Source organism: Brenneria populi (genome assembly GCF_036016195.1).
Taxonomy (GTDB): Bacteria; Pseudomonadota; Gammaproteobacteria; order Enterobacterales; family Enterobacteriaceae; genus Brenneria; species Brenneria populi.
Window position 1 is genome coordinate 317318 of the sequence record NZ_JAYWTM010000004.1, and the last position, 25338, is coordinate 342655.

At 57.9% G+C, this 25338-nt stretch carries 24 protein-coding genes and 1 pseudogene; 14 read left to right on the forward strand and 11 right to left on the reverse strand.

Annotated features, from left to right (window positions below):
• Positions 1–244: 244 nt before the first annotated feature.
• The 6 genes from VSX58_RS06300 to VSX58_RS06325 all read left to right on the forward strand — a co-directional run bounded on the left by VSX58_RS06300 (position 245) and on the right by VSX58_RS06325 (position 5854).
• Positions 245–1561: a CitMHS family transporter gene (locus VSX58_RS06300; protein WP_327617346.1), complete on the forward strand. Its 1317-nt coding sequence runs from the start codon at positions 245–247 to the stop codon at positions 1559–1561.
• A 68-nt stretch (positions 1562–1629) separates the two neighbouring features.
• On the forward strand, positions 1630–2970 hold the full coding sequence (locus tag VSX58_RS06305) for an acyclic terpene utilization AtuA family protein (RefSeq protein WP_327617347.1): 1341 nt from the start codon (positions 1630–1632) through the stop codon (positions 2968–2970).
• Positions 2970–3269, forward strand: a complete 300-nt coding sequence (locus tag VSX58_RS06310) for an AtuA-related protein (RefSeq protein ID WP_327617348.1) — start codon at positions 2970–2972, stop codon at positions 3267–3269. The genes VSX58_RS06305 and VSX58_RS06310 overlap by 1 nt, the downstream gene beginning before the upstream one ends.
• A gap of 91 nt (positions 3270–3360) precedes the next feature.
• Positions 3361–4017: an acetate CoA-transferase subunit alpha gene (gene atoD / locus VSX58_RS06315; RefSeq protein ID WP_327617349.1), complete on the forward strand. Its 657-nt coding sequence runs from the start codon at positions 3361–3363 to the stop codon at positions 4015–4017.
• Positions 4017–4664, forward strand: a complete 648-nt coding sequence (locus tag VSX58_RS06320) for a 3-oxoacid CoA-transferase subunit B (protein ID WP_327617350.1) — start codon at positions 4017–4019, stop codon at positions 4662–4664. The genes atoD and VSX58_RS06320 overlap by 1 nt, the downstream gene beginning before the upstream one ends.
• Before the next feature lie 11 nt (positions 4665–4675).
• Positions 4676–5854, forward strand: a complete 1179-nt coding sequence (locus VSX58_RS06325; RefSeq protein WP_327617351.1) for an acetyl-CoA C-acetyltransferase — start codon at positions 4676–4678, stop codon at positions 5852–5854.
• A 59-nt stretch (positions 5855–5913) separates the two neighbouring features.
• Here the strand turns inward: VSX58_RS06325 and ypfH are convergent, their stop codons facing one another.
• The 8 genes and pseudogenes from ypfH to VSX58_RS06365 all read right to left on the reverse strand — a co-directional run.
• A complete protein-coding gene (ypfH, locus tag VSX58_RS06330) occupies positions 5914–6534 on the reverse strand; it encodes an esterase (RefSeq protein WP_327617352.1) in 621 nt (206 codons plus the stop codon).
• Between the two features lie 294 nt (positions 6535–6828).
• Complete coding sequence (locus tag VSX58_RS06335) at positions 6829–8898, reverse strand: tRNA(Met) cytidine acetyltransferase TmcA (RefSeq protein WP_327617353.1); 2070 nt, start codon at positions 8896–8898, stop codon at positions 6829–6831.
• Between the two features lie 15 nt (positions 8899–8913).
• Positions 8914–9366: a DUF441 domain-containing protein gene (locus tag VSX58_RS06340; RefSeq protein ID WP_327617354.1), complete on the reverse strand. Its 453-nt coding sequence runs from the start codon at positions 9364–9366 to the stop codon at positions 8914–8916.
• Positions 9367–9529: 163 nt separating this feature from the next.
• Complete coding sequence (gene purC, locus VSX58_RS06345) at positions 9530–10243, reverse strand: phosphoribosylaminoimidazolesuccinocarboxamide synthase (RefSeq protein ID WP_327617355.1); 714 nt, start codon at positions 10241–10243, stop codon at positions 9530–9532.
• 217 nt (positions 10244–10460) lie between these two features.
• Positions 10461–11498, reverse strand: a complete 1038-nt coding sequence (gene bamC / locus VSX58_RS06350; RefSeq protein WP_327617356.1) for an outer membrane protein assembly factor BamC — start codon at positions 11496–11498, stop codon at positions 10461–10463.
• A 16-nt stretch (positions 11499–11514) separates the two neighbouring features.
• Positions 11515–12393, reverse strand: coding sequence for a 4-hydroxy-tetrahydrodipicolinate synthase (gene dapA, locus VSX58_RS06355; protein WP_327617357.1), 879 nt, complete (start codon positions 12391–12393; stop codon positions 11515–11517).
• 213 nt (positions 12394–12606) lie between these two features.
• The gene (locus tag VSX58_RS06360; protein ID WP_327617358.1) at positions 12607–12969 is read right to left on the reverse strand and encodes a cupin domain-containing protein; all 363 of its coding nucleotides are present in this window, start codon (positions 12967–12969) and stop codon (positions 12607–12609) included.
• A gap of 78 nt (positions 12970–13047) precedes the next feature.
• Positions 13048–13215 (reverse strand): annotated as a pseudogene (locus VSX58_RS06365) (helix-turn-helix domain-containing protein); the annotation flags it as partial.
• Positions 13216–13411: 196 nt separating this feature from the next.
• Here VSX58_RS06365 and VSX58_RS06370 point away from each other — a divergent pair.
• The 4 genes from VSX58_RS06370 to arsC all read left to right on the forward strand — a co-directional run bounded on the left by VSX58_RS06370 (position 13412) and on the right by arsC (position 16513).
• Positions 13412–14017: a glycine cleavage system transcriptional repressor gene (locus VSX58_RS06370; protein ID WP_327617535.1), complete on the forward strand. Its 606-nt coding sequence runs from the start codon at positions 13412–13414 to the stop codon at positions 14015–14017.
• A gap of 2 nt (positions 14018–14019) precedes the next feature.
• Positions 14020–14487 carry a thioredoxin-dependent thiol peroxidase gene (bcp, locus tag VSX58_RS06375; RefSeq protein WP_327617359.1) on the forward strand — a complete coding sequence of 156 codons (468 nt, stop codon included), beginning with the start codon at positions 14020–14022 and terminating at the stop codon, positions 14485–14487.
• 185 nt (positions 14488–14672) lie between these two features.
• The gene (gene bepA / locus VSX58_RS06380; protein WP_327617360.1) at positions 14673–16136 is read left to right on the forward strand and encodes a beta-barrel assembly-enhancing protease; all 1464 of its coding nucleotides are present in this window, start codon (positions 14673–14675) and stop codon (positions 16134–16136) included.
• Positions 16137–16156: 20 nt separating this feature from the next.
• Positions 16157–16513, forward strand: coding sequence for an arsenate reductase (glutaredoxin) (gene arsC, locus VSX58_RS06385; protein WP_327617361.1), 357 nt, complete (start codon positions 16157–16159; stop codon positions 16511–16513).
• Positions 16514–16532: 19 nt separating this feature from the next.
• On the opposite strand, the gene hda is transcribed toward arsC, so the two are convergent.
• The 3 genes from hda to upp form a co-directional block, all read right to left on the reverse strand.
• Positions 16533–17240: a DnaA inactivator Hda gene (hda, locus tag VSX58_RS06390; RefSeq protein ID WP_327612807.1), complete on the reverse strand. Its 708-nt coding sequence runs from the start codon at positions 17238–17240 to the stop codon at positions 16533–16535.
• A 165-nt stretch (positions 17241–17405) separates the two neighbouring features.
• Entirely contained in the window at positions 17406–18698 is a 1293-nt protein-coding gene (uraA, locus tag VSX58_RS06395; RefSeq protein WP_327617362.1) for a uracil permease, read from the reverse strand.
• A 346-nt stretch (positions 18699–19044) separates the two neighbouring features.
• Entirely contained in the window at positions 19045–19671 is a 627-nt protein-coding gene (upp, locus tag VSX58_RS06400; protein ID WP_327612834.1) for a uracil phosphoribosyltransferase, read from the reverse strand.
• A gap of 366 nt (positions 19672–20037) precedes the next feature.
• Between upp and purM the strand changes: the two genes are divergently transcribed.
• From purM to VSX58_RS06420, 4 genes are all read left to right on the forward strand, one after another.
• Positions 20038–21075: a phosphoribosylformylglycinamidine cyclo-ligase gene (purM, locus tag VSX58_RS06405; RefSeq protein ID WP_327617363.1), complete on the forward strand. Its 1038-nt coding sequence runs from the start codon at positions 20038–20040 to the stop codon at positions 21073–21075.
• On the forward strand, positions 21075–21713 hold the full coding sequence (purN, locus tag VSX58_RS06410) for a phosphoribosylglycinamide formyltransferase (protein WP_327617364.1): 639 nt from the start codon (positions 21075–21077) through the stop codon (positions 21711–21713). The genes purM and purN overlap by 1 nt, the downstream gene beginning before the upstream one ends.
• Before the next feature lie 271 nt (positions 21714–21984).
• On the forward strand, positions 21985–23091 hold the full coding sequence (locus VSX58_RS06415) for an ABC transporter substrate-binding protein (protein WP_327617365.1): 1107 nt from the start codon (positions 21985–21987) through the stop codon (positions 23089–23091).
• Positions 23084–25207 carry a TonB-dependent siderophore receptor gene (locus tag VSX58_RS06420; protein ID WP_327617366.1) on the forward strand — a complete coding sequence of 708 codons (2124 nt, stop codon included), beginning with the start codon at positions 23084–23086 and terminating at the stop codon, positions 25205–25207. Before VSX58_RS06415 ends, VSX58_RS06420 begins: the two co-directional genes overlap by 8 nt.
• Positions 25208–25338: the final 131 nt, after the last annotated feature.

Below are 25338 nucleotides of genomic sequence, written 5' to 3' on the forward strand. Positions count from 1 at the left end.
AACGACGCTAAAATATGCATTCATTTTATCCTGCTGGCTGTTGGTTGAATTTTTATCGAGTTGTTTAATTTATTGTGAATGAAACAATTATACAACACAAACACCCAAATTAATTAGCGTTGCCGGTAAACAGCTAACGGCGATCCGATGATCTTCCATAAGCAGCGATGCGAATCGGTAAGTTCAGCGCCGCCTCGGCGACGCATAAATAATGCGGGTAATAATAAATAGAGAGGAGTTCTTTATGCTGGCCCTAATCGGGGTGTTTACTATAGCTACCCTGCTATTTTTCATTATGACTAAACGGATGTCGCCGCTAGTGGCGTTAATCGTTATTCCCGTACTTGGCGCGCTCGTCGCCGGCAGCGGTACGGACACGGCCAAATATGTTGTTGACGGTATTACCAAATTAGCGCCTATGGCGGCCATGTTTGTGTTCGCCATCGCCTTTTTCGGCGTGGTGACCGACGCCGGCATGTTCGATCCCATCATTAAAGGAATCTTACGCGTTGTCGGAACCAATCCGGTCAGGATAATCATCGGCACCGGCGTGCTGGCGCTTATCGCCCATCTCGATGGCAACGGCGCCGTAACGTTTTTGATCACCATACCGGCCATGCTGCCTCTGTTCAATAAACTCGGCATGGATAAACGCATCCTGGTCGGGATTACCGCGCTCAGCGCCGGGGTTAATTTCCTGCCGTGGACCGGGCCGATGATCCGCGCCGCCGCGGCATTGAATATCACGACGCACGATCTTTTCATTCCCCTGATTCCGGCGCAAATCTGCGGTCTGGCCTTCATGGTGCTGATGGGCTACTACTGGGGGAAAAAGGAGGAAAAACGGCTGGGTCTGGCCTCGGGCAATCCGCTGGCCGGGGACGCCATCGGCAACGAGCAGCACGTCAAAGAATTGACCGACGCCGAAAAAGCGCTGCGCCGCCCGCGCCTGTTCTGGCTCAATATCGCCCTGGTCATTGGCGTTATCGGAACCATGGTTTTCACCAAAATATCGCCGACCGTCGCTTTTATGATCGCCCTGACGCTGGCCCTGATGTTCAACTATCCCAATGTCGAAATGCAGAAAGAGCGGATTAACGCCCACGCGAAGGCCGCTTTGATGATGGCCAGCATCCTGTTCGCCGCCGGCGCGTTTACCGGCATCATGAGCGGCACCGGTATGCTCAAAGCGATGTCGCTCTCCGCCGTCAGTTTCGTGCCCGAATCTTTCGCTTCGCATATTCCGTTTATCGTCGGCCTGATCTCCATGCCCCTGAGCCTGGTATTCGATCCTGACTCCTACTACTTCGGCATCATGCCCGTTATCGCCCATACCGTTGATATGTTAGGCGTGCCACCGATTCAGGTCGCCCAGGCCTCGGTGCTTGGACAGATGACCACCGGTTTCCCGGTTAGCCCGCTGACGCCGGCCACCTTCCTGCTGGTCAGCCTGGCGGGCGTGGATTTAGCCGACCACCAGAAGTTCTCCATTCCCGTGCTCTGGGCCGCCAGCGTCATCATGACGTTCGCCTGCGTCATTTTCGGGGTGTTCCCACTATAGAGAATCCGCCGCCGCGCGTTTTAAACAGATAAAGGCGGGCATGTTCCATTAATAGAAAAGGTATTTCCATGAAAACTATCCGTATCGGATCCGGAGCCGGCTACGCCGGGGATCGTATCGAACCCGCAGTAGAACTGGCGCAGAAAGGCGACATTCAATATCTGGTTTTTGAATGTTTGGCGGAACGAACCATCGCCATCGGCCAGAAGCAGAAACAGCAAAACCCGGACAAAGGCTACAACGAACTGCTGGCCGACAGAATGTATGCCGTATTGCCGCGCTGCCTGGAAAAAGGGATCAAAATCATCACCAACATGGGCTCCGCCAACCCGGTCGCCGCCGGCCGGCGCGTGTTGGAGATCGCCAAAGAGCTGGGGGCGGAGAAGCTGAAAATCGCCGTGGTCACCGGCGACGACGTGCATACCCTGCTGCTGGCTCAGGACGCGCGCCTGGATGAGATAGGCGAACCTATTTCCTCATGCGGTAAAGAGATTATTTCCGCCAACGCCTACCTGGGCGCCGACGCGCTGGTCGAAGCGCTGCATCAGGGCGCGGATATCATCATCGCCGGACGCGTTTCCGATCCCTCCCTGTTCCTGGCGGCCATGAGGTATGAATTCAACTGGGCGGCGGATGACTGGCAGCGTTTAGGGCAAGGCACCTGCATCGGCCACCTGCTGGAGTGCGCCGGTCAGATCACCGGCGGCTACTATGCCGATCCGGGCTTCAAGGATGTGCCGAATCTGGAGCGTCTCGGCTTCCCTATCGCCGAGATCGCCGAAGACGGCCGCGCGGTGATAACCAAGGTGGAAGGCTCTGGCGGCCGCGTCTGCGTCGATACCTGTAAAGAGCAGCTGTTGTATGAAATACACCGCCCGGACAGCTATATCACGCCCGATGTGATAGCCGACTTCAGCCGCGTCGCCTTCGAGCAGGAGGGCGACGATCGCGTGCGCGTTCAGGGCGCCGCCGGCCGGGCGAAAACCGATACGCTCAAAGTCTCCGTCGGTTATCAGGACGGTTTTATCGGCGAAGGCGAAATCTCCTACGCCGGCCCCGGCGCCGTCGCCCGCGGACGCCTGGCGCTGGATATCGTCAAAAATCGCTTTGCCCTTTGCCGGCTTGAGCCGCAGGAGGTGCGTTACGACCTGATCGGCGTAGATGCCCTGCATGGAGCCCAGCGTTCGCAAGAGAGCCGGCCGTATGAGGTGCGGGCCCGCGTTGCGGCGCGCTGCGCTTCAAGAGCGCAGGCCGTCAAAATCGGCAACGAGGTGGAAACGCTTTATACCAACGGTCCTGCCGGCGGCGGCGGCGTCAACAAAAGCGTCAAAGAGATATTGGCGATGGATTCCACTTTACTGCCGCGCGCCCTGGTGACCCCAGCCGTTGATTACCTGGAGATTAAATAATGAAACTACGCGAAATTGCCCACTCCCGCACCGGAGATAAAGGAAATACCTCCAATATCTCTCTTATTGCCTACCGCGCTGAAGATTACGCGTTATTAAAAGAAAAAATAACGCCGGAAAAAGTAAAAGCGTGGTTTGCCGATATTGTTAGCGGCGACGTCGTCCGTTATGAATTACCGGCGATCGGCGCGCTGAATTTTGTGATGTACGGCGCGCTGGGCGGCGGCGTCACCCGTTCGCTGGCATTGGATATGCACGGCAAAGGATTAAGCTCCGCCATATTGGATATGGATATTTAAGCGTCATCAATAGCAAATTAACGAGTAAACAGAGCGGGTAATTAACTATCCGCTTTGGCCGCTCGCGGCCATATTATGGGATTACACCACAATGAATAATAAAATCATTGATGCCGGCCTATTCCGCTCATATTTATATGATGGAATGACGATTATGTTCGGCGGTTTTATGGGCGTCGGCACGCCGCAATTATTAGTAAATGAAATCATTAAATCCGGCGTCGCCGACCTAACCATTATTGGTAATGATACCGGTTTTGTCGATACCGGCGTCGGCCCGCTTATTGCCAACGGGCAGGTAAAAAAAGTCATCGCTTCGCATATCGGCACGAACCCGGAAACCGGGCGCAGGATGATTGCCGGCGAATTAGACGTCGAACTGGTGCCGCAGGGGACGCTGGCGGAGCGGATCCGCAGCGGCGGCGCGGGGCTCGGCGGTTTTCTCACCCCCACCGGGGTAGGTACGGTCGTTGAGGAAAATAAACAGAAAATAACTCTCGATGATATGACGTATCTATTAGAGCTGCCGTTAAAAGCGGATTTGGCTATTTTAGAAGCCAGCATTGCCGATGCCAGCGGAAACCTTATTTATAAACTCACCGCCCGTAATTTCAATCCCCTGATTGCGCTCGCCGCGCGAAAAGTCGTGGCGCAATGCGAGCAGGTTATTCCGGTTGGACAATTAGCTCCTGAATGCATTGTCACCCCTGCCGCCCTGGTCGATCACCTGTATTTGGGAGAGAAATAATGGATGCGAAAGAGATTATCGCCCGCCGTGTGGCGGCGGAACTGAGAAATGGCGATGTGGTTAATTTAGGCATCGGCCTGCCGACAAAAGTCGCCAATTATGTGCCGGACGAGATTCAGGTCACGTTTCAATCGGAAAACGGCTTTCTGGGATTAGGCGCCGTCGGCGAACCGGACCGCTATCTGGTCAACGCCGGCGGGCAGCCGTGCGGCATGGTGCCGGGCGCCGCCATGTTCGACAGCGCATTCTCCTTCGCCCTCATCCGCGGCGGGCATGTCGATATCTGCGTGCTGGGCGGCTTACAGGTCGACGAACACGGCAGCCTGGCAAACTGGATGGTGCCGGGAAAAATGGTTCCCGGCATGGGCGGCGCCATGGATCTGGTGGTCGGCGCGAAAAAAGTGATTATCGCGCTGGAGCACTGCGCTAAAAACGGCGACGCCAAATTATTGCATCAATGTACTTATCCCCTGACCGCGGTAAATAAAGTCAGCATGGTCGTTACCGAACTGGCGGTATTCCATTTTATTCATCGGCAAATGGTACTGAGCGAAATCAGCCCCGTCATCACCGTTGAGGAATTAAGCCGGAAAACCGAGGCGAACTTTATTATCTCCCCCGAATTACAACCCATGAGAATAAATTAATCGAGGCGACCATGAACGATTCCGTTGTTATTGTTAATGCCAAAAGAACCGCCATCGGTAAATTCGCCGGCAGCCTGGCGAATACGTCGGCGATTGAAATGGCGGCCGCCGCCATCCGCGACTGTCTGTCGGTTTTACCGGATACCCTGAAAATTGATGAAGTCATTCTGGGGAACGTACTACAGGCCGGGCTGGGGCAGAATCCCGCGCACCAGGCCGGCATCGCCGCCGGCATCGGCATCGAAACGCCCTCGTTTACCGTGAGCAAAGTCTGCGGCTCGGGCTTAAAAGCGGTCGCGCTAGGCGCGCAGTCCATTCTGTCCGGAGATAATCAGGTTTGCGTCGCCGGCGGTATGGAAAATATGAGCGCGGCGCCCTATCTGCTGGATAAGGCGCGCCATGGCTACCGTATGGGAAACGGCAAACTCATCGATATCATGATTCAAGACGGCCTCTGGTGCGCCTTCAATAACTACCATATGGGCACAACCGCGGAAAATATCGCCGCACGCTATCAGATAACGCGAGAAGAGCAGGATCGGGTCGCGCTGGACTCCCAGCGGAAGGCGGCCGCGGCGATTGAGAGCGGCCGCTTCAAGGCTGAAATTACCCCGCTGTCGCTGCGCGACAAGAAAGAAGCGCGCATTTTCGATCGGGATGAATATCCCCGCGCCGAGACCACATTGGCGTCGCTGGCTAAACTGCGTCCGGCGTTTTCCGCCGACGGCACCGTCACGGCCGGCAATGCCTCCGGCATCAACGATGCGGCAGCCGCGCTGGTGCTGATGCGCGAATCGCAGGCGCGACGGCTGGGAATCAAACCGCTGGCGCGCATCCGCAGCTGGGCCTCCGCCGGCGTACCCAGCGAAGTGATGGGGCTGGGGCCGATCCCAGCGACGCGAAAAGCCTTAAGCAAAGCGGGTCTGACCATCGGCGATATCGACTTAATCGAAGCCAATGAAGCCTTTGCCGCGCAGTATCTGGCGGTACAACGCGAGCTGCGGCTCGATCCGCAAAAGGTGAACGTCAACGGCGGCGCGATCGCGCTCGGTCATCCGATCGGCGCCAGCGGCGCCCGCATTCTGGTCACGCTGGTCCACGCGCTGCACGGCTATGACAAAACGCTGGGGCTGGCGACGCTGTGCATCGGCGGCGGACAGGGCATCGCGATGGTTGTCGAGCGTATCTGATCGATGAGCCCGCGCGGCCTATCGCAGGATCGCACGGCCCCTGGCGGCGCAGTTTTTATTCACGTCCGCAGCTGCGTCAGCGCATGGCTGAGCATCTGCCGGTCGATGCCGTGGCCGACGCCGGAGACGATATCCAGCGTAAACGATGCGCCCAGCGCCTGAAAACGCCGGGCGGCGGCGCGGGCGAGCTCGACGGAGATGACCCCGTCTGCGTCGCCATGAATCAAATGCACCTTAATATCGCTGAACGCTTTTTCCGGCAGCGCCGCAAAGCGGCCGCTGAATGCGATAACCCGTCCGGCCAAATGCGCTTCCGACTTTAGCGCCTCCAACGACATGATGGCGCCTTGAGAGAAGCCGACCAGCGTGGTGTGTTGAAAACCGACGCCGCTTTTATGCTGCCAGTCACGCACGGCGGCGACAAAACGCGGCATCGCCGCTTCAATACGGGACAGCCGATTCTCCTCCGTCACGCCCTGCACGGAGAACCACTGGCGGCCCTCTCCGAATCCGGCGCTAAACGGTCCGCCGACGCTCACCACCAGCGCCTGCGGAAAAGCGGCGGCGAAATAGCGGCCCACCGACGCCATGCCGGCGGGCGTATCGCCGACGCCGTGAAACAGTAAAAATAGCCGCTGCGGCGCGGCGGGATGGTGTACGACAATATATTCCTGATCCACTCTTGTTCTCCTGAAAGCGGCCGGCTCGCTGCGCCTATCCGCGCGGCCGGCCCGTCAATAACGGCTGATAGCCACTATACGCCGCGCTATTGCAGGTGAAATCGGGAATTCCTGAACGAGATGTTCCATTTTTTTGCGGCAAATAGGCCGGGGGCAAAGAAAATAATGCCGTCCACTTAAGCTGATTTTTAGGGGAAACACCGGGGGAGGTTCCCGTAGGGACGCCTCCCCCCAGGTGGTCGCCCGGTGTATCTCGATGCTTAAACGATCGGCATTAGAGGCAAAAAGAAGGCGTTACGCAAGCACGCTATTCGCGGGCGGCTCCGGTCGCTCGCCCTGCGCCCAATGCCGCCAGCGGGCGCAGGCCGCGCTATCCCGCCGATAGAGCGCCTCCGCCGTTTCTGCGCGCCACCGCTGCAGCAGCGCTTTTTTTCCCGGCAGGCCAAGGGTCTTCGCCATCCGTTCGCTATCCAGCGGCGTATCGACCAGCAGGCGCAACGCCGGCAGCGTCAGAGCCGAAGCGAGCGTCAGCCGGCACAGCGCCGCCAGGCTTGGCTCCATCGGCCGGTGGGCGAAGGCAAAACCGGCCAGCGCGCGCCAGTCCTCGCGATCCAGGTCCGTCGTCTCATCCAGCGGCAGTGATAAATCCAGCGGAATAATACGCCGCAGCCAGCGCCAATCCCGCGCCAGCTGCCGGGTCGCCCGCTCCGCCAGCAAACGGCCTTCGGCGCTCAGCGGCAGCAGCGCCATCGCGCTGTAGCAGCCGCTGCTGGCCTCAAGATGGCTGCCGATGCGCACGAGCTGAAAGCCGCACGCGCGCCAAAAAGCCGCTAAATCGGGCTGATAGCCGAAGCTGACCGACAAATAATCCATCCCCTGCCGCTGCGCCATCTGCTGCTGGAACGCCACCAGAGCGCGCCCTATTCCCCGCCGCCGACAAGACGCCGCAATGGCGATACGGCTGATGCGCCGGGAACGCAGCATCGGCGCCATCCACTGCCCGCCGTGCGCCGCCAGCGATTGCGCCACCAGATTGCCGCGCGGACGCCGGCGCCCGGCCCAGACTTCATGCGCCAGCGTCGCGGATAGGCCGCCTTCATTCACCATCCAGAGCACGCCGCGCGGCGAGCCGGATACGCCGGCGCTGCACACGCGCATGCCCGGCGCATCCAGCAGGCGGCGCAAATCCAGGGGAGAAGTGCGATAGTGGGCGCTGCATAGCAGCGCATAGCACTGCCGTAGACGCTGCGGGTGCGCGAGCCAGTCGTCGGCGTTCTCCTCGCGCAGTTCGACTACCGCCGGATCGCCGTCATACCCCGCGTCATAGGGTTCCGCGAACAGCAGCGCGTTATCCAGCACGCGCTCCAGCGGGTCGTGATGGGCCCAGCGCAGCGGCTCATCCAGCGTGAAGGCGCGCCACCGCGGCAGCGCGGCGCAAAACTTAAGCAAGAAGCCGCGGCCGGTGCCCTCATATCCCTGCACGGTGGTGGTCAGCAAAATGCGCGGGAAGTGCGGCAGCAGCGCCATCAGTAGCGAAGAGGGGATCGCCGCCGCTTCATCGATCAATAACCACTCGACCGTCGGCCGCGGATGTCGGCGGCAATGTTCCAGCAGCGCGTCAGGCGCCCAGAACTGAATATCGCCGCGGGCATGATGGCGCAAGACATCGGAGGCCGTTCGGGAAGGCGCGCTAACCCAGCAGGCTCCCGTACAGCGCCGGGTCAACATACCCGCCAGCGCCGACTTTCCCCGGCCGCGCGGCGCGGTAACCACATACACGCCCGGCGGCGCCGCGCTTAATTGCCGCAGGATATGCCGCTGTTGCGCCGTCGGCGCGTCGGCGGCGGGCCGCCAGTCAGGCCGCCGGCGCAGCGGCCCGACGAACGGTTCGCTCCCCTGGCGCCAGATAGCCACCTCGTCATCCGCCAGTAGATGGCGCTGAAGATGGCGGATGAAACGGGGAGCGGGCAGCGGCTGAGGAGACTCGCTCCAGCGCAGGCTATCCTCGTCCGGCCGGGTCGCCCACGCTTGCCACTCCGGCGCCATCAGTATCAGCCAGCTTCCCGCCCGCAGCGTGCCCGCCAGCATCGCCCAGGCCTCCACGTCCAGCCCCCGCCGCGCGTCAAAGATCGCATGGGTAAACTCCTGCCCCAGCAAATTACGCACTTTGCCGGCGGGTAATGGTGTCACGCCCTGCGGCGGGCGGGGACCGACCCACAGCCAGTCTCCGTCCAGTTGATGACGCAGCGTCAGCGCCTGCGCCTCGCACCAGTCGGACTCCCCGCTCAGCACCATCAGGCGCCGCACGCCGCTGCGCCGCTGCCGGCGCTGGCTGTCGACGAAATCGGAAAAAAGGCTGTCCATCGGCGGCAACGGCGATCAGGTTTTGCCGATCAGCAGAGAGAGGATGCCAGCGGCGATCAGCGGCCCGACAGGAACGCCGCGGAATAACGCCACGCCCATCACCGTCCCCACCAGCAGTCCGGCGACCACCGACGGCTGGTTGCTCATCAGGGAAACGCCCCGCCCCCCCAGCCAGGACACCAATACGCCGATAACAATCGCCAGTATCGATTTCCAGCTCAGAAATGAGTTGATAACGTCTGCCGCGGTAATTTTCCCGCTGGCGATCGGCGCCATCACGCCGATGGTGAGAATAACTATCCCGATTGTCAGCCCGTACTTTTCCACCCACGGGAAATAGTTGTTCAACGGAGTAATGCGCACGGCCAATAAAATCAGAATAGCCAGCGTAACGGTCATGTTGTGGCTGATAATGCCCAGCCCTGCCAGAACCAGCAGAATCAGCAACGTCGGATCAAAATAGGCCATGAAAAATCCTTGCCCGTATAACAGAAAAGAAAATAGTGAGCGAGCGGCTTGCGCCAAAGCGGAAAATGATAACACTAATAATGAGGCGGCGCAGAATGAAAGGTAAAAGTTCGTTCGGGTTGCCGCTCCTGGCCCGGCAACCCGAACGTAAACGATTGCGCCGTTAGTCCAAAGTAACGCCGAGACGACGCGCCACTTCTTCGTACGCTTCGATCAGGCCGCCGAGGCTTTGACGGAAACGGTCTTTATCCATTTTATTCAGCGTGGCTTTATCCCACAGACGGCTGCCGTCCGGCGAGAACTCATCGCCGAGCACCACTTCGCCTTTAAACAGACCGAATTCCAGTTTGAAATCCACCAGGATCAGGCCGGCGTCATCAAACAGTTTACTCAGAACGTCGTTCGCCTTATAGCTGAGCTCCTTCATGCGGGCGAGATTCTTTTCACTTACCCAGCCAAAGGTTTTGCAGTAAGACTCATTGACCATCGGATCGTGCATGGCGTCATTTTTCAGGAACAGATCGAACAGCGGAGGATTAAGAACGATCCCCTCTTCGACGCCCAGGCGTTTTACCAGCGAACCCGCGGCGCGATTACGCACCACGCACTCCACCGGCACCATTTCCAGTTTTTTCACCAGCACTTCGTTATCAGAGAGCAGGCTTACCATTTGCGTCGGGATCCCGGCCGCTTCCAGTTTACTCATGATGAAATGGTTGAATTTGTTATTCACCATTCCCTTACGATCAAACTGCTCAATACGGGCGCCGTCCCCTGCTGACGTATCATTGCGAAACTCCAGCACCAGCAGGTCAGGATCTTCGGTGGTATAGACGGTTTTCGCCTTACCACGATACAACTCAGCTAGCTTTTGCATCTTTAATTTACTCCACACATGAGGGCCTATCGCGCACGGCCCAAGAATTTAACGCCATCCCCTGCTATCTGACGTTGCCGCACGAGCAACAGCGCCCGCCCGCTTGTACCCTTTGCCTGAGTAAACGCCGCGGAATTCGTGCGCTTTGCCTTACTGCAACCCCAGTCACCTTGGGTCATTGAATAAAGATAAGGTCGGATAATCCGACCTTTACAAGTTATTTATTGAACGCCGCCTGGAAGACCGACACCAGCGCGTCGTTTTGCGACTGGCTCAGCGTATGTCCCTTGGAATCGATAAACTGCAGGCTGCTGCGGTTATCAAGATCGCCGACCTGCAATTTATACTTGCCGTTGGGCAGTTCAGGATCTTTCGCCGCCAGGTTTTCCCATACGCCGCTGCCCGGCGCCTTATAGGTCACGGAAACGGAACCCTGAGGACGGCTGCGCTCGTCGATCTGCATACCGATCTTGCTTAACGCCGCCGGCAGGCGATCCCACACCAGAGTATAAGGTCCGCGCACCACCAGCAGCGGCAGGCCGGTATCGTCCGCGCCGCTCTGAACATCCAGCGAACCGCTGGTACGATGCGCCAGCGCGTTTTCACGTTCGGTCGCCTGGCTATCCAGCGATTCGGTAATCGTATTCAGCATCAGCCCGGTATAGCGCTGCGCCTGAACGGGATCGGTAACCGGCGTATTCTGCTGCTCCAATGCCAACAGGGTCACCGCCACCGCCGTCTGATACCCCTGCTGTTGAACGGCTATCTGGTAACGGCCGCGGTATTGGAGATCCTCATCCTGACGCACCCAGTCGACCCAATCCGTCGTCAGCGTTTGGTTGGCATCCTGGCGGTTGGCGATAGCGAAATTCTTATCCTGCAGCGCGCGCACCACCTGCGGCCAAAGCTGGCTGTTTTGCGCGCTGCTCTCCAGGAACAGCGTTGCCGTGTTGCCAGAAATCTGGGTGCGGGAACCATTCAACAAAGCCAATGGCTGCAGCGGCGGACGAATATCCAGCGCTTTGCCCACGGCGCCGTTCTGCGCTACCGGCGGTATATCGTAATCCCCATTTTGCAGCGGTAAGATCATACCGGACGGCGTGTTCAACGTTTTTTGCGCGGGTGCCTGCAAGTAAGATTCATCGCCGCTGACCTGACGCTTATAGCGCTGATCGCTGGAACAGCCGGCTAACAACATCACTAACGATATGCCAACGACTTTCGCCACCATCGACTTTTGTAATGAACCAGTCATTAAATCTCCCTAACGGTTACAGCAAACCAGCCTGCTTCAATGCGCGCGCCAGCGCCGTTTGACCGGCATCGGTCAACGGCGTCATCGGCAGGCGAAGCGTATCGGTCGCCATCAGTCCCAACTCCTTACAGGCCCACTTCACCGGAATAGGATTGGGTTCGACAAATAATTTCTGATGCAACGGCATCAGGCGCTGATTTAAACGACGCGCCTCGGCAAAATTGCCTTGCGCCGCCAGCCGGCAAAGTTCAGCCATTTCGCGCGCGGCGATGTTCGCCGTAACGGAAATCACCCCTTTGCCGCCTAGTTGCATGAAGTCTAAACCGCTGGCATCATCGCCGCTCAGCAGAATAAAGTCTTCACTAACCAGCTCTTGGATCTGACTAACCCGGCTTAAGTTCCCCGTCGCTTCCTTAACGGCCACAATATTTTTAATTTCGGACAGGCGCGCGATGGTCTCCGGCAGCATGTCGCAGCCGGTACGCGAAGGGACGTTATAGAGAATTTGCGGCAGATCGGTATGCTCGGCAATCGCTTTGAAGTGTTGATACAGCCCTTCCTGAGTCGGCCTGTTGTAGTATGGCGTTACCGTCAGGCAGCCCACCACGCCGGTATCGTGGAAGCGTTTGGTCAGTGAAATGCCTTCAGCCGTGGCGTTGGCGCCGGTTCCGGCGATCACCGGAATGCGGCCGTCGCTCAGTTCCAGCGTCGTCATGACCACATCGCCATGCTCTTCGTGGCTCAGCGTGGCGGATTCGCCCGTCGTCCCGACGGAGACAATTGCCGATGTCCCGCTGGCAACATGATAATCAATAAGTTTTTTTAGGCTCGCCCGGTCGACGGCGCCTTTGGCATCCATCGGCGTAACCAGCGCAACAATACTTCCCGTAAACATTGGCCATTCCCTCCACAAACAAGTGCTTCATGGTACTTTTGACCCCTATGCAAAAGCAAGCGCACAACGGCGTTGTCTGTGTCTGGCGCCTATTTTTTATGATGCAGTAAACGAAATTAAAAATGCTTCTGATGTTTTACGGCCAAAGCGGCCCGTTTACTGCGAATTATGCGTCACCGGCAGAATGTTTTACGCAGCATGTTACCCGGCCGCTCAAATCCAAATATCATTTTCCGCCGTCCTTTCGCCACCTTCGTGACCCGTATTTAGCACGCCTTTCGGTTCAATCAGCAGCGCTTTGACTTCGTGCTCGGCATAGGGTTTATGTTCCACACCGCGCGGAACAACGTACATCTCGCCGGCATTGATATGCACATCGCCGTCACGAAAATCGATTCTCAACTGGCCTTCCAGCACGATAAACGTTTCGTCCGTTTCGGGATGGGAGTGCCAAATGAAATCGCCCTGAATTTTAACAATCTTAAATTGATAGTCATTCATCTCAGTAATCACTTTCGGCTGCCAATGCTCGTCGAATAACGCTAACTTTTGGGCAAAATTAATCGATTTATACATATCGTCTCTCCTCTATATGATGACGGCTTCAGGCTAGCAGGCAGAGTGCTGGCCGTATTGAACGATTGTGCAAGCAGGCTACGACGCATTGAACATGCGCCGCCAGTGACCTGGAGAAAGGCCGAAGGCTTTCACGAAATGACGCGTCATATGGCTTTGATCCGCAAAACCCGACTGAGCGGCGATATCGGAGAGGCTGCCTCCGGCCGACATGAGCCTTCGGCACTGTTCGAGACGGCGCATGATTGAAGGCGCTCTGTCTGTGGTCACCAATGCTTACCTTAGCGCGAAATACCGGCAATCGCGAAATGTTGTGCGGGCCGCCGCAAGCGGCGTTAAAAATTGCTCCCGGCTTTTTTACGGCGGGCTTTCCCTGCCCGCCGCCCTCCGGGCCGCCGCAAGCGGCGTTAAAAATTGCTCCCGGCAATTTTTTATGTTTACCATGTGCTTTTCGAGAGGAAGCACAGGACCTGCGATTTTGTCGAGCTTACAAGAACACTATCTGGTTATCACCGCAGTGGGGGCCGATCGCCCGGGAATCGTTAACGCGATCACCCGTCACGTCAGCAGTTGCGGCTGTAATATCGAAGATAGCCGCCTTGCCATGCTGGGCGAAGAGTTTACGTTTATCATGCTGCTTTCCGGCAGTTGGAACGCGATTACGCAGATTGAGTCCACCCTACCGCTCAAAGGGGCGGAGATGGATTTATTGATCGTTATGAAACGCACGGAATCGCAGGCCAGGCCGCCGATGCCGTCCACCGTGTGGGTTAAGGTGGATGTGGCGGACTCTCCGCACATCATCGAGCGTTTTACCGATCTGTTCGATTCACATCGGATGAATATCGCCGAACTGGTGTCCAAAACCCGGCCCGCCGAGGGAGATCAGCCGCCGCGGCTATATATTCAAATCACCGCGCACAGTCCTGCCACGTTGGATGGTTCAATTATTGAGCCAGCCTTTTATCAGCTATGTACAGAACTGCACGCACAAGGCAGTATTAGCGTCGTGAACTATCCACAGCATGAAGAAAAAGACGGAGAGTAGTGATGAATACACTGAAAGCCGGTGATATCGCACCGAAATTTAGCTTGCCCGATCAGGACGGCGAGCAAATAAATTTAACCGACTTCCAGGGACAGAAAGTGTTGGTGTATTTCTACCCCAAAGCCATGACGCCGGGATGTACCGTTCAGGCCTGCGGCCTGCGCGACAACATGGACGAACTCAAAAAATATGGCGTTGAGGTTCTGGGCGTCAGCACCGACAAACCGGAGAAACTGTCTCGCTTCGTCGAAAAAGAGCTATTGAATTTCACCCTGCTGTCCGACGAAGATCATCAGGTGTCGCAAGCCTTCGGCGTCTGGGGCGAGAAAACCTTTATGGGGAAAACCTATGACGGCATTCATCGCATCAGCTTCCTGATTGACGAGACGGGCAAAATCATCAAGGTGTTTGATGATTTTAAAACCAGTAACCACCACGATATCGTGTTGGACTACCTGAAAACGGCCTGAGTCGCGCATCGCCGGCGTCTGGTCAAAGGCGCCGGTTTACGCCCGGTTCCCGCCTGAGCGTCGGGCCGACGATATTCCCGCTCGCCCCCACGATTTTCCCGGACAAATATTTCTTTGTGCGACAGCGCTGGCTAAGATGGTTAACAGACCCTCACGTATAGATGTTGATAAGGTTATCTTCCGTTATGTCTAGTCGGTTAAGAAAAATAGTCGTGGCCATCCTCTCGGGGGCGCTGCTGACCGGTAGTCTCCCGCCTGTTCAGGCAGAGGTGCAGGATCGGCTGCCGGAGATCGGCACCACGGCCGGCGGCACGCTTAGCATCAATCAGGAGCTGGCGATGGGCGATTTTTACGTCCGCCAGCTACGCGCCGGCGCGCCGCTGATTAACGATCCGCTGTTATCCGGCTACATTAACCAATTAGGCAACCGGCTGGTCAAGCAGGCCGACTCGGTACGCACGCCTTTTCACTTTTTCCTGATCCGCAATGACGAGATCAACGCCTTCGCCTTTTTCGGCGGCAACGTCGTTCTGCACTCGGCGCTGTTCCGCTATGCCGACAGCGAAAGCGAACTGGCGTCCGTACTGGCGCATGAAATTTCGCACGTTACCCAGCGCCACCTGGCGCGCACCATGGAGTCGCAGCAGAAGAGCGCGCCGCTGACCTGGGTCGGCGCCCTGGGCTCCATTCTGCTGGCGATGGCTAACCCGCAGCTGGGGATGGCGGCGCTGAGCGGAACCATTGCCGGCAGCCAGCAGGGGTTGATTACCTTTACGCAGGCCAACGAACAGGAGGCGGATCGCATCGGCATTCAGGTGTTGCAGCGCGCCGGCTTCGACCCGCAGGCCATGCCGAATTTTCTGCAAAAGCTGGCCGACCAGTCGCGATATTCCTCCAAGCCGCCGGAAATTTTGCTGACGCACCCCCTGCCGGAAAGCCGCCTCTCCGACGCGCGCAACCGCGCCAATCAGATGCGCTCCTCGCCGGTGCAATCTTCTCAGGATTTTCTGTTCGCCAAGGTGCGCACTTTCGGCATGTACGGTTCGGCGGAACGGCCGCTAAGCGATGATTTACTGCATGACTGGTCGAAGGGAAATGTCCGCGAACAGCTGGCGGCCAAGTACGGCGAGGCGATCCGTTTTTATCAGGCCAAAAAATACGATGACGCCCGCCGCGTATTACAGCCCTTACTGAATAGCGCGCCCAATAACCCCTGGTTTCTGGATCTTATGACCGATATCGACCTGGGGAGCCAGCGCGCGGCGCAGGCCATCGCCCGGCTGGAAAAGGCGGCGGGCGTACAAACCAATCCGGTGCTCCAGCTCAATCTGGCGAACGCCTATATCGAAGGGAAACAGCCCGCCGCCGCGAGTAAAATCCTCTACCGCTACACTTACGCCCATGCCGACGATCCTAACGGCTGGGACCTGCTGGCGCAGGCCGCCGCCGCGCAGGGGACGCGCGCGGAAGAGTTGTCCGCCCGGGCGGAAAGCCTGGCGCTGACCGGAAATCTCGACCAGTCGATCCGTCTGCTGAGCAACGCCAGTTCGCTGGTGAAGCTTGGCAGTCTGGAACAGGCGCGCTACGACGCCCGCATCGATCAGCTGCGTCAGCTGCAACAACGTTTTCGTCAGTATCAGAAATCCTGATGGAATAAAGGAAAACGCGCATGACTAAAAACGTCACGATTTACCATAACCCGCGCTGCTCCAAAAGCCGCGCAACGCTGGCGCTGCTGAAGCAGCAGGGCATCGCCCCCCAGGTGGTGCTATATCTGGAGACGCCGCCCGACGCCGAAACGCTGGCCCGCCTGATTGACCGGCTGGGGCTGAGCAGCGCACGCGATCTGATGCGCCGCAAAGAAGAACTCTACCGCCAGTTGAATCTTGCCGATGCCGATCTGAGCGAAGCGCAGCTTATTAAGGCGATGACGGAACATCCAAAGCTGATCGAACGTCCCATCGTGACGGCCGGCAACCAGGCGCGCATCGGCCGTCCGCCGGAACAGGTATTGGAAATCCTGTAAACCACGGGAAATCGCGGGACTACAGCCCGAGGATCTCTTTTACAAACGGAATGGTCAGTTTACGCTGGGCGGTGATGGAGGCGCGATCGAGCTGATCCAGCGTCATGAAAAGCGTGCGCATTTCACGATCCAGCCGTTTCAGCAGAAAGCGGCTGACATCTTCCGGCAGTTCGAAACCGCGCAGTTTCGCCCGCAGCTGCAACGCCTCCCCCTTCTCTTCATCCGACAATGGCTGAAGTTTATAGATCTGCCCCCAGTCCAGCCGGGAAGCGAGATCGGGCAAATGCAGATTAAGCTGCCGGGGAGGACGATCGCCGGTAATCAACAGGCGGGCGCGCCCGGTTTCCTGAATACGGTTATAGAGATTGAACACCGCCATTTCCCAGGCTTCGTCGCCGGCGATCGACTCAATATTGTCGATGCACACCAGCGCCAGGTGCTCCATGCCCTCCAGCACGTCGGGCACGAAATAGGCGCGTTTATCCAGCGGCACGTAGCCGACCGCCTGGCCGCGATGGGACAAATCGGCGCATGCCGCGTGCAGCAGGTGGCTGCGCCCTCCCCCTTCCCGCGACCAGAAGTAAATATAGCTGCCGTGCTCCTGATGCAGAGCGGCGGTAATCGCGGCAAGAAGGGACGCGTTCTCTCCCGGATAGAAACTGGAGAAGGTTTCGTCGTCAGGTAAATACAGTGGCAATGAAAGCTGTGCCGGCGTGTTCAGAATCACCTCAAGCAAGACAGGCAGGAAAACGAATCGAGTTTATCACAGAAAGCGGGCCCTGTTGAGCCCGCGCGTGCGGCGCCCCTACGCGGCGATAAGATGCGGCCGCGGCCGTATTCCGTCCTATAGCCGGCTTGGTGACTCCGCCCACCGGGTCGCCGATACCCGCTCTCAGCGCGAGGCCGACTTCTCGGTTTCAGGCGCGTCGAGAATCACCTCTTCGCCGCGAAACAGGCTAATCAGCTTGAACAACAGGCTCATGCCGATCCCCACGACCGTCGCCAGCGCCATCCCCTTCAGTTCGGCCGCGCCTATATGCACCTTCGCGCCGCTCACGCCGATAATCAGAATAACCGAGGTCAGAATCAGGTTTTGCGCCTTATTGTAATCCACCTTGGACTCAATCAGCACGCGGATACCCGAAGCGCCGATCACCCCGTACAGCAACAGCGATACCCCGCCCATTACCGGAACCGGCACGGCCTGAATCGCCGCCGCCAGTTTGCCGACGCAGGACAGTAGGATGGCGAGGATCGCCGCGCCGCCAATCACCCAGGTGCTATAGACCTTGGTCAGCGCCAGCACGCCGATATTTTCGCCGTAGGTGGTATTCGGCGTGGAGCCGAAGAAACCGGAGAGTACGGTGGACAGGCCGTTGGCAAACAGGGAGCGATGCAGGCCCGGTTCACGCATCAGGTCTTTCTTCACGATATTGGCGGTGACGACCAAATGCCCGACGTGTTCGGCGATCACCACCAGCGCCGCCGGCAGAATGGTCAGAATGGCGAACCATTCGAAACGCGGGGTATAGAACGTCGGCAAGGCGAACCAGTGCGCCTGTGCGATCGGCGTCAGATCGACGACGCCCATGGCGAATGAGAGCGCATAACCGGCCAGCACGCCGATCAGAATCGGAATAATCGCCAGAAAGCCGCGAAACAGCACCGAGCCCAGAATGGTCACCGCCAGCGTCGTCAGAGAAATGATCACCGCGTTGCTATCGACGGAGGCGCCGTCGGCAGGCAGCAAACCGGCCATTCCGGCAGCCACGCCGGCCAGTTCCAGACCGATAACGGCGACGATCGCGCCCATCGCCGCCGGCGGGAACAGCACGTCCAGCCATCCCGTTCCCGCTTTCTTGGCGATCAGCGCCACCAGACAGAACACCAGGCCGCAGACGATAAATCCCCCCAGCGCCACTTCATATCCCAACGGCAACAGCAGCAGCACCGGCGAAATAAAGGCAAAGCTGGACCCCAGGTAGGCCGGAATTTTTCCTTTACAGATAAATAGATAGATCAAGGTGCCGACGCCGTTGAACAGCAACACCGTGGCCGGGTTAATCTTAAACAGAATGGGGACTAAAACGGTGGCGCCGAACATCGCAAACAGATGTTGGAAACTCAGCGGAATGGTTTTCAACAACGGCGGACGTTCACTAACCCCGATGGCGCGACGAGTCATCTTTGTATCCTCTGTAACGTGGCTATTTCTGGAAAACTGCTATTTACGCCCGGCGGGCAAACGCCGGCGCCAAAGATGGCGGACAGATATAATCCGCCATAAAAAAAACGCCCGGAGCGTTTTTAAACGTCGCCAAGCGACGACCGCCATAAAAAAGCCGACGAATTACGTCGACCCAGACTGCTGATAAAGTGGTCACTTACCGCCCACCGCCAAATTCGTCATGCCTGCGTAGGCAGGAATCTTTCTGATATCAACGCATTATCTGAAGAACAGCTCCCCGCCTGCGCGGGGATGACGGAGGGAAACGAAGTTTGTCAGCAAACTCACTAAGCCGGCCTGGCGGTTATTTGGTGCCGAATATCTTATCGCCGGCGTCGCCAAGCCCCGGCATGATATAGCCATGCTCATTAAGCCCCTTGTCAATCGCCGCGGTGTAAAGCTCGACATCCGGATGCGCTTTTTCCAGCGCGGCGATCCCTTCCGGCGCGGCAACCAGCACCAGCACCTTGATGCTCTGACAGCCGGCTTTTTTCAGTAGGTCGATCGTGGCGATCATCGATCCGCCGGTCGCCAGCATCGGGTCAACCACCAGCGCCATGCGTTCATCTATATTGGAAACGAGTTTCTGAAAATAGGGCACGGGCTCCAGCGTCTCTTCATTACGATAGATGCCCACCACGCTAATGCGGGCGCTGGGAACGTTTTCCAGCACCCCTTCCATCATCCCTAACCCGGCGCGCAGAATAGGTACGACGGTGATTTTCTTGCCTTTGATTTGATCGACTTCAACCGGCCCGCACCAGCCATCGATGGTCACTTTTTCCGTTTCCAAACCGGCCGTTGCTTCATAGGTCAATAAACTTCCCACTTCGGAAGCCAGCTCGCGAAAGCGTTTGGTGCTAATATCGTTTTCACGCATCAGGCCGAGTTTATGTTTGACGAGCGGGTGTTTCACCTCGACGATCTTCATCATTATTCTCCCTAGACAGTGGACGGTCAAAAAAACGTCATGCGTTTTAAACTCCGCTTGCGGCGGCCGGCGGGATATAACCCGTCATAAAAAAACGCCGGGAGCGTTTTTCAACGTCAAGAAGCGACGGCCCGCGGGGTGGGCGCCATAAAAAAATCGCCGGATTATACCGCTTTTTTGACCGAACGACATACGATTAAGCCTGATCCAGATCAAGCGCTGAAGGAAATTGCGCCGATGAGGAAAAATGGCGGCCCGGCGACTCATCGCTCGCAAACGTTTGCTCGCGCTGGTAGAATTAGCGCGCTCCTTTTTTACCGACAACTGTTTTTAACCACAAATTGTAACCTCCGTGGGGACTCCGTAGTGACCGACAAAACCTCTCTCAGCTATAAAGACGCAGGCGTGGATATTGATGCGGGTAACGCATTGGTGGATCGTATCAAAGGTGTAGTGAAGCAAACCCGTCGCCCGGAAGTTATGGGCGGCCTGGGTGGTTTCGGCGCCTTATGCGCCTTACCGCAAAAATACCGCGAACCGATCCTGGTTTCGGGCACTGACGGAGTCGGCACCAAGCTGCGTCTGGCGATGGACCTCAAGCGCCATGACACCATCGGCATCGATCTGGTCGCCATGTGCGTTAACGATCTGGTGGTGCAAGGGGCGGAACCCCTATTCTTCCTCGATTACTACGCCACGGGCAAACTGGATGTCGATACGGCCGCCAGCGTGATCGCGGGCATCGCCGAGGGCTGTAAACAGTCCGGCTGCGCGCTGGTCGGCGGCGAAACGGCGGAAATGCCGGGTATGTATCACGGCGAAGATTATGACGTCGCCGGTTTCTGCGTGGGCGTGGTTGAGAAATCCGAAATCATCGACGGCAGCAAAGTGCAGCCGGGCGATACGCTGATCGCGCTCGCCTCCAGCGGCCCGCACTCGAACGGCTACTCTCTGGTGCGCAAAATTCTGGAAGTCAGCAAAGCCGATCCGGCCACCCTCATGCTGGAAGACAAGCCGCTGGCGGACCATCTGCTGGCGCCGACGAAAATCTACGTTAAATCGATTCTGTCGCTGATTGAAAAAATCGACGTCCACGCCATTTGCCACCTGACGGGCGGCGGCTTCTGGGAAAACATTCCGCGCGTACTGCCGCAAGGCATGCAGGCCGCCATCGACGAAGCGAGCTGGCAGTGGCCGGCGGTATTCAACTGGCTGCAGCAGGCGGGCAACGTCAGCCGCCATGAAATGTACCGCACCTTCAACTGCGGCGTCGGCATGGTCATCGCCCTGCCCGCCGAGCAGGCGGACCAGGCCGTCGCCCTGTTAAACGACAGCGGCGAAACGGCATGGAAAATCGGCGTGATTAAGCAGGCCGACGCCGGAGATGCAGTGGTCATTAGCTGATGAAAAACTTCGTTATTCTGATATCGGGTCAAGGAAGCAACCTGCAGGCGTTGATAGACGCCTGCAAGCGCGATCGCATCAAAGGAAAGATAGCGGCAGTATTTAGCGACAATCCCGAGGCCTACGGCCTACAGATTGCGCAAGAAGCGGATATACCGACGCATGTCGTCAGCCCGGCGGACTTCGCCGATCGCGCCGCTTATGATGCGGCCATGGCGCAGGAAATTCTCCAGTATGAACCAGAGCTTATCGTGCTGGCGGGCTATATGCGGATTCTCAGCCCCGAATTTGTCGCGCGGTTCGCCGGCAACATACTCAATATCCACCCGTCCCTGCTGCCGAAATACCCCGGGCTGCACACCCATCGTCAGGCATTGAAAAACGGCGACGCCGTGCACGGCGCGTCGGTGCATTTTGTCACGGATAAGCTGGACGGCGGCCCGCTAATCCTGCAGGCCAGAGTGCCGGTATTCTCCGATGATAGCGAAGAAAGCCTGAAGCAGCGCGTTCATGTGCAGGAGCACGCCATTTATCCCCTGGTGGTCAACTGGTTCCTCTCCGGCCGCTTACGGATGCGGGAAAATGAGGCCTGGCTGGATGGCGTGCGCGTGCCTTCCCAGGGTTATGCCGCCGAATAATCTTCACCCGTTTTCACGATCGCTTCCCCTGGATGGCGATGACGTCATCCAGGATATTCACAACGGTGCCGCCGGCCTGATATCTCAAAACACTCCGCAGTTTTTTCCCTCGCCGCCGCGTTCCCCCTCCATTTAATTACTTACTTAAAGAAAATAACATATTGATATGTAATTTAATTTATCTTCTGTAAGCATTATCCCCACTTATTGAGCGTTGAAAATAAGAATAACAACGATTATCTTTTGCCATCGTTTTTTTGCAGAATTCATCATGCGCGTCGCCATATTCTTTTTTTTATCACTCCTCAGCGCCTTCTCCGCGGCTAAAAACGTTACCGATATTCTCGGCCGGCAGGTGGAAATCCCGGATTCGCCGCAGCGCATTATTCTGGGCGAAAGCCGCATGCTTTATACGCTGGCGCTGCTTGAGCCGGGCAATCCGGCGCGCCGCGTCGTCGGCTGGCCGGGAGATATGGCGCGTTACGATGCGCAGAGCTGGCGGCGCTATACGGAGAAATTCCCCTCCATCGCTCAAATCCCGCAGTTGGGCAACGGCAACCTGCATAGCGTAAATGCGGAAATGCTGCTGCCGTTAAAACCCGATCTGGTGATTCTGCCGCGCCTGGCCAAAGGGGCCGACGATAGCGAACGGCTGCAGCAGACGCTGGCCGGCGCCGGCGTGCCGGTGATCTATGTCGATTTACGCATCGATTTGCTCAATAACACCCTGCCCAGCATTCGGCTGTTGGGAGAGGTGCTGAATCAGCCCCAGCGGGCCGAGGCGTTCAGCGAATTTTATCAGCGGCACATGGCGGTCATCCGCCAGCGCATCGCGCACTATCAGGGCAAGAAAACCACGGTGATGCTGCACCTGCACCTTGGCCGCCGCGACACCTGCTGCACCACGGCCGTCGGCGGGAACCTGGGCGATCTGCTGGCCTTTGCCGGCGGTGAGAATATCGCCGCCGGCACCATCAGCAGCGTATACGGCGAACTAAGTCCGGAGCGGGCGCTGGCGGCCAACCCCGAGGTTTACATCGCCACCGGCATGGCCGGCCCGCAAGGAAAACGCTTCTCCAGCCTGATGCTCGGCCCCTTGGTCAATCCCCGGCAGGCACAGGAGAGTTTCAGCAAGCTGATCCGCCAGGATCCTATTTTGTCCCATCTTCAGGCGGTGCGAACCGGCCGCGCCTGGAGTATGTGGCACAACTTTTATCTCAGCCCTTACCACGTGGTGATGGCGGAGATGTTCGCCAAAGCGCTCTACCCCGATCTCTTCGCCGATATCGATCCGCAGCGTACATTACAAAAACTCTACCAAGACTTTTTACCTATAGATTATTCAGGGACTTATTGGAGTCAACTTGCAGATGAATAACATGTTGTCACGAAATGGCTGGCCGCTGCTGGCGCTGTTGCCTTTCAGTATTCAGGCGGCCGTCGCCCAGGAAGATACGCTGGAAGTCACGGCGACGGCGGGAACGGCGGCGACAACGGCCGAGGAAATCGGCTATCAGCCGCATAAGAGCGTGACCGGAACCCGCAGCGAAAGCCGGCTGCTGGATGTGCCGCAGGCGGTAAACGTGGTGCCGAAGCAGGTGATTGAAGACCGCGCGGCGCGCAATATCGATGAAGCGTTATATAACGTCAGCGGCATTACGCAGGCCAATACCCTCGGCGGTACCCAGGATGCGCTGATCAAACGCGGCTTTGGCGATAACCGTGACGGCTCGCTGTTTCGCGACGGCGTTCGCTCGATTCAGGCGCGCAATTTCACTCCGACCAGCGAACGCGTCGAGGTGCTAAAAGGTCCCGCCTCCATGCTGTATGGCATGGGAGAACCCGGCGGCGTGATCAACATCATCAGCAAAAAACCGGAGTTAACGCAAAAGACCCATATCGAAGGCTGGGGCAGCAGCTTTAAGGGCGGCGGCGGCCAGTTGGACGTTACCGGGCCGCTGGGCGCATCCGGGCTGGCCTACCGCATGATAGTCGACCATGACGAAACCGACTATTGGCGCAATTTCGGCCGCAACCGCCAAACCACCATCGCGCCGTCGTTGATGTGGTACGGCGAAAACACCACGGTACGGGTAGCCTATGAACATATGGAGTATCTGACGCCTTTCGACCGCGGCACGGTGATCGACGCCAATACCGGCAAGCCGGTGAATACGCCGCGCAAACGGCGTTTCGACGAGGGCTACAACGCCACCCGCGGCGATCAGGACAGCATCACTCTACAGATCGATCGCAACCTGACCGACCGCTGGAAAAGCGGCCTAACCTACTCTTATAACCGCAACCGCTATAGCGATAATCAGGCGCGGGCCATGAGTTACGATTCCGACAGCGGAAACCTCTCCCGCCGGGCGGACTCCACCGGCTATGCCCACGCGCAGACGCAGGTGGTGCAATTAACCCTGAACGGCGACCTGGACTGGGGACGCATCAATCACCAGCTGCTGTTCGGTTTTGACTATGAAGCCGACCGCACCTACCGCGGCGATATGCTGCAAGGCTCCGCCAGTGATGTGTTCAATGTTTACAACCCGGTCTACGGCAATTTAGCTGAATCCAGTTCGGTTAGCGCCTCGCAGAGCGATCAGCGGGAAAATATCGACAGCACCGGCTTCTTTATGCAGGACGCCATACGCCTTAACGAGCGCTGGCAACTGCTGGGCGGCCTGCGCTACGACAGCTTCGACGTTATGGCCGGCAAAGGACGCCCGTTCAACACCAATACCGATAGTTCATACCACCGCCTGGTGCCGCGCGCGGGCGTTATCTACAGCCTGACGCCGTACTCATCGCTCTATGCCAGCTACAGCGAATCGTTTAAACCCAACTCCTCCATCGCCACGCAAATCGGCGCGCTGCCGCCGGAAATCGGCAAATCCTACGAAGTCGGCGCCAAGCTGGATCTGCCCAATCGGATTACCGCCAACGTGGCGCTGTTCGATATTCAGAAACGTAACGTCATGGTGAGCGAACTCGATAGCAATGGGGATAGCGTGACGCGCACCGCCGGTAAAGTACGCTCTCAGGGCGTGGAGCTGGACCTGGCGGGCAAACTTACGGATTCGCTGAGCCTGATCGGCTCTTACGCCTATACCGATGCCAGAGTGACCGCCGATCCGGAAAACAACGGCAATGAGATGGCCAACGCCGCGCGCCATACCGCCTCGCTGTTCCTGACGCAGGACTTCGGCGCCCTGGGGCTGCATGCCGGCGATAATCTGCGCGCCGGTGCCGGCGCCCGTTACGTGGGACGCCGTGCCGGCGACGCCGCGAACAGCTTCTATCTGGACGACTATACGGTGGCGGACGCCTTCGTCGCCTACAGTACGCCGATCAACGGCTATAAGGTGAAATGGCAGCTCAACGTTAAAAACCTGTTCGACAAAACCTATTATCCTTCCAGCGGCAACAACCTGCGCGTCGCCATCGGCGAACCGCGTCAGTTTGTGCTGCGCGCCAGCGTAGACTTCTAACCGTACGCCGCTCTATGCTGTATCCGCAGCGTGGGGCGGCGTCATTCCCTGGCGTTCCGCCGCGCCGAGAAACCGGCTGTCGCCTTTTTTTCCAGCCGATATAATTACCCGTCGCGATCTTTTTTCGCCGG

Bases quoted from the DNA above. Each gene is read 5' to 3' on its own strand.
- VSX58_RS06300 (WP_327617346.1), top strand. From the start codon at position 245: ATGCTGGCCCTAATCGGGGTGTTTACTATAGCTACCCTGCTATTTTTC.
- VSX58_RS06305 (WP_327617347.1), top strand. From the start codon at position 1,630: ATGAAAACTATCCGTATCGGATCCGGAGCCGGCTACGCCGGGGATCGT.
- VSX58_RS06310 (WP_327617348.1), top strand. From the start codon at position 2,970: ATGAAACTACGCGAAATTGCCCACTCCCGCACCGGAGATAAAGGAAAT.
- atoD (WP_327617349.1), top strand. From the start codon at position 3,361: ATGAATAATAAAATCATTGATGCCGGCCTATTCCGCTCATATTTATAT.
- VSX58_RS06320 (WP_327617350.1), top strand. From the start codon at position 4,017: ATGGATGCGAAAGAGATTATCGCCCGCCGTGTGGCGGCGGAACTGAGA.
- VSX58_RS06325 (WP_327617351.1), top strand. From the start codon at position 4,676: ATGAACGATTCCGTTGTTATTGTTAATGCCAAAAGAACCGCCATCGGT.
- VSX58_RS06335 (WP_327617353.1), bottom strand. From the start codon at position 8,898: ATGGACAGCCTTTTTTCCGATTTCGTCGACAGCCAGCGCCGGCAGCGG.
- VSX58_RS06340 (WP_327617354.1), bottom strand. From the start codon at position 9,366: ATGGCCTATTTTGATCCGACGTTGCTGATTCTGCTGGTTCTGGCAGGG.
- purC (WP_327617355.1), bottom strand. From the start codon at position 10,243: ATGCAAAAGCTAGCTGAGTTGTATCGTGGTAAGGCGAAAACCGTCTAT.
- bamC (WP_327617356.1), bottom strand. From the start codon at position 11,498: ATGACTGGTTCATTACAAAAGTCGATGGTGGCGAAAGTCGTTGGCATA.
- dapA (WP_327617357.1), bottom strand. From the start codon at position 12,393: ATGTTTACGGGAAGTATTGTTGCGCTGGTTACGCCGATGGATGCCAAA.
- VSX58_RS06360 (WP_327617358.1), bottom strand. From the start codon at position 12,969: ATGTATAAATCGATTAATTTTGCCCAAAAGTTAGCGTTATTCGACGAG.
- VSX58_RS06370 (WP_327617535.1), top strand. From the start codon at position 13,412: ATGTGCTTTTCGAGAGGAAGCACAGGACCTGCGATTTTGTCGAGCTTA.
- bcp (WP_327617359.1), top strand. From the start codon at position 14,020: ATGAATACACTGAAAGCCGGTGATATCGCACCGAAATTTAGCTTGCCC.
- bepA (WP_327617360.1), top strand. From the start codon at position 14,673: ATGTCTAGTCGGTTAAGAAAAATAGTCGTGGCCATCCTCTCGGGGGCG.
- arsC (WP_327617361.1), top strand. From the start codon at position 16,157: ATGACTAAAAACGTCACGATTTACCATAACCCGCGCTGCTCCAAAAGC.
- uraA (WP_327617362.1), bottom strand. From the start codon at position 18,698: ATGACTCGTCGCGCCATCGGGGTTAGTGAACGTCCGCCGTTGTTGAAA.
- upp (WP_327612834.1), bottom strand. From the start codon at position 19,671: ATGAAGATCGTCGAGGTGAAACACCCGCTCGTCAAACATAAACTCGGC.
- purN (WP_327617364.1), top strand. From the start codon at position 21,075: ATGAAAAACTTCGTTATTCTGATATCGGGTCAAGGAAGCAACCTGCAG.
- VSX58_RS06415 (WP_327617365.1), top strand. From the start codon at position 21,985: ATGCGCGTCGCCATATTCTTTTTTTTATCACTCCTCAGCGCCTTCTCC.
- VSX58_RS06420 (WP_327617366.1), top strand. From the start codon at position 23,084: ATGAATAACATGTTGTCACGAAATGGCTGGCCGCTGCTGGCGCTGTTG.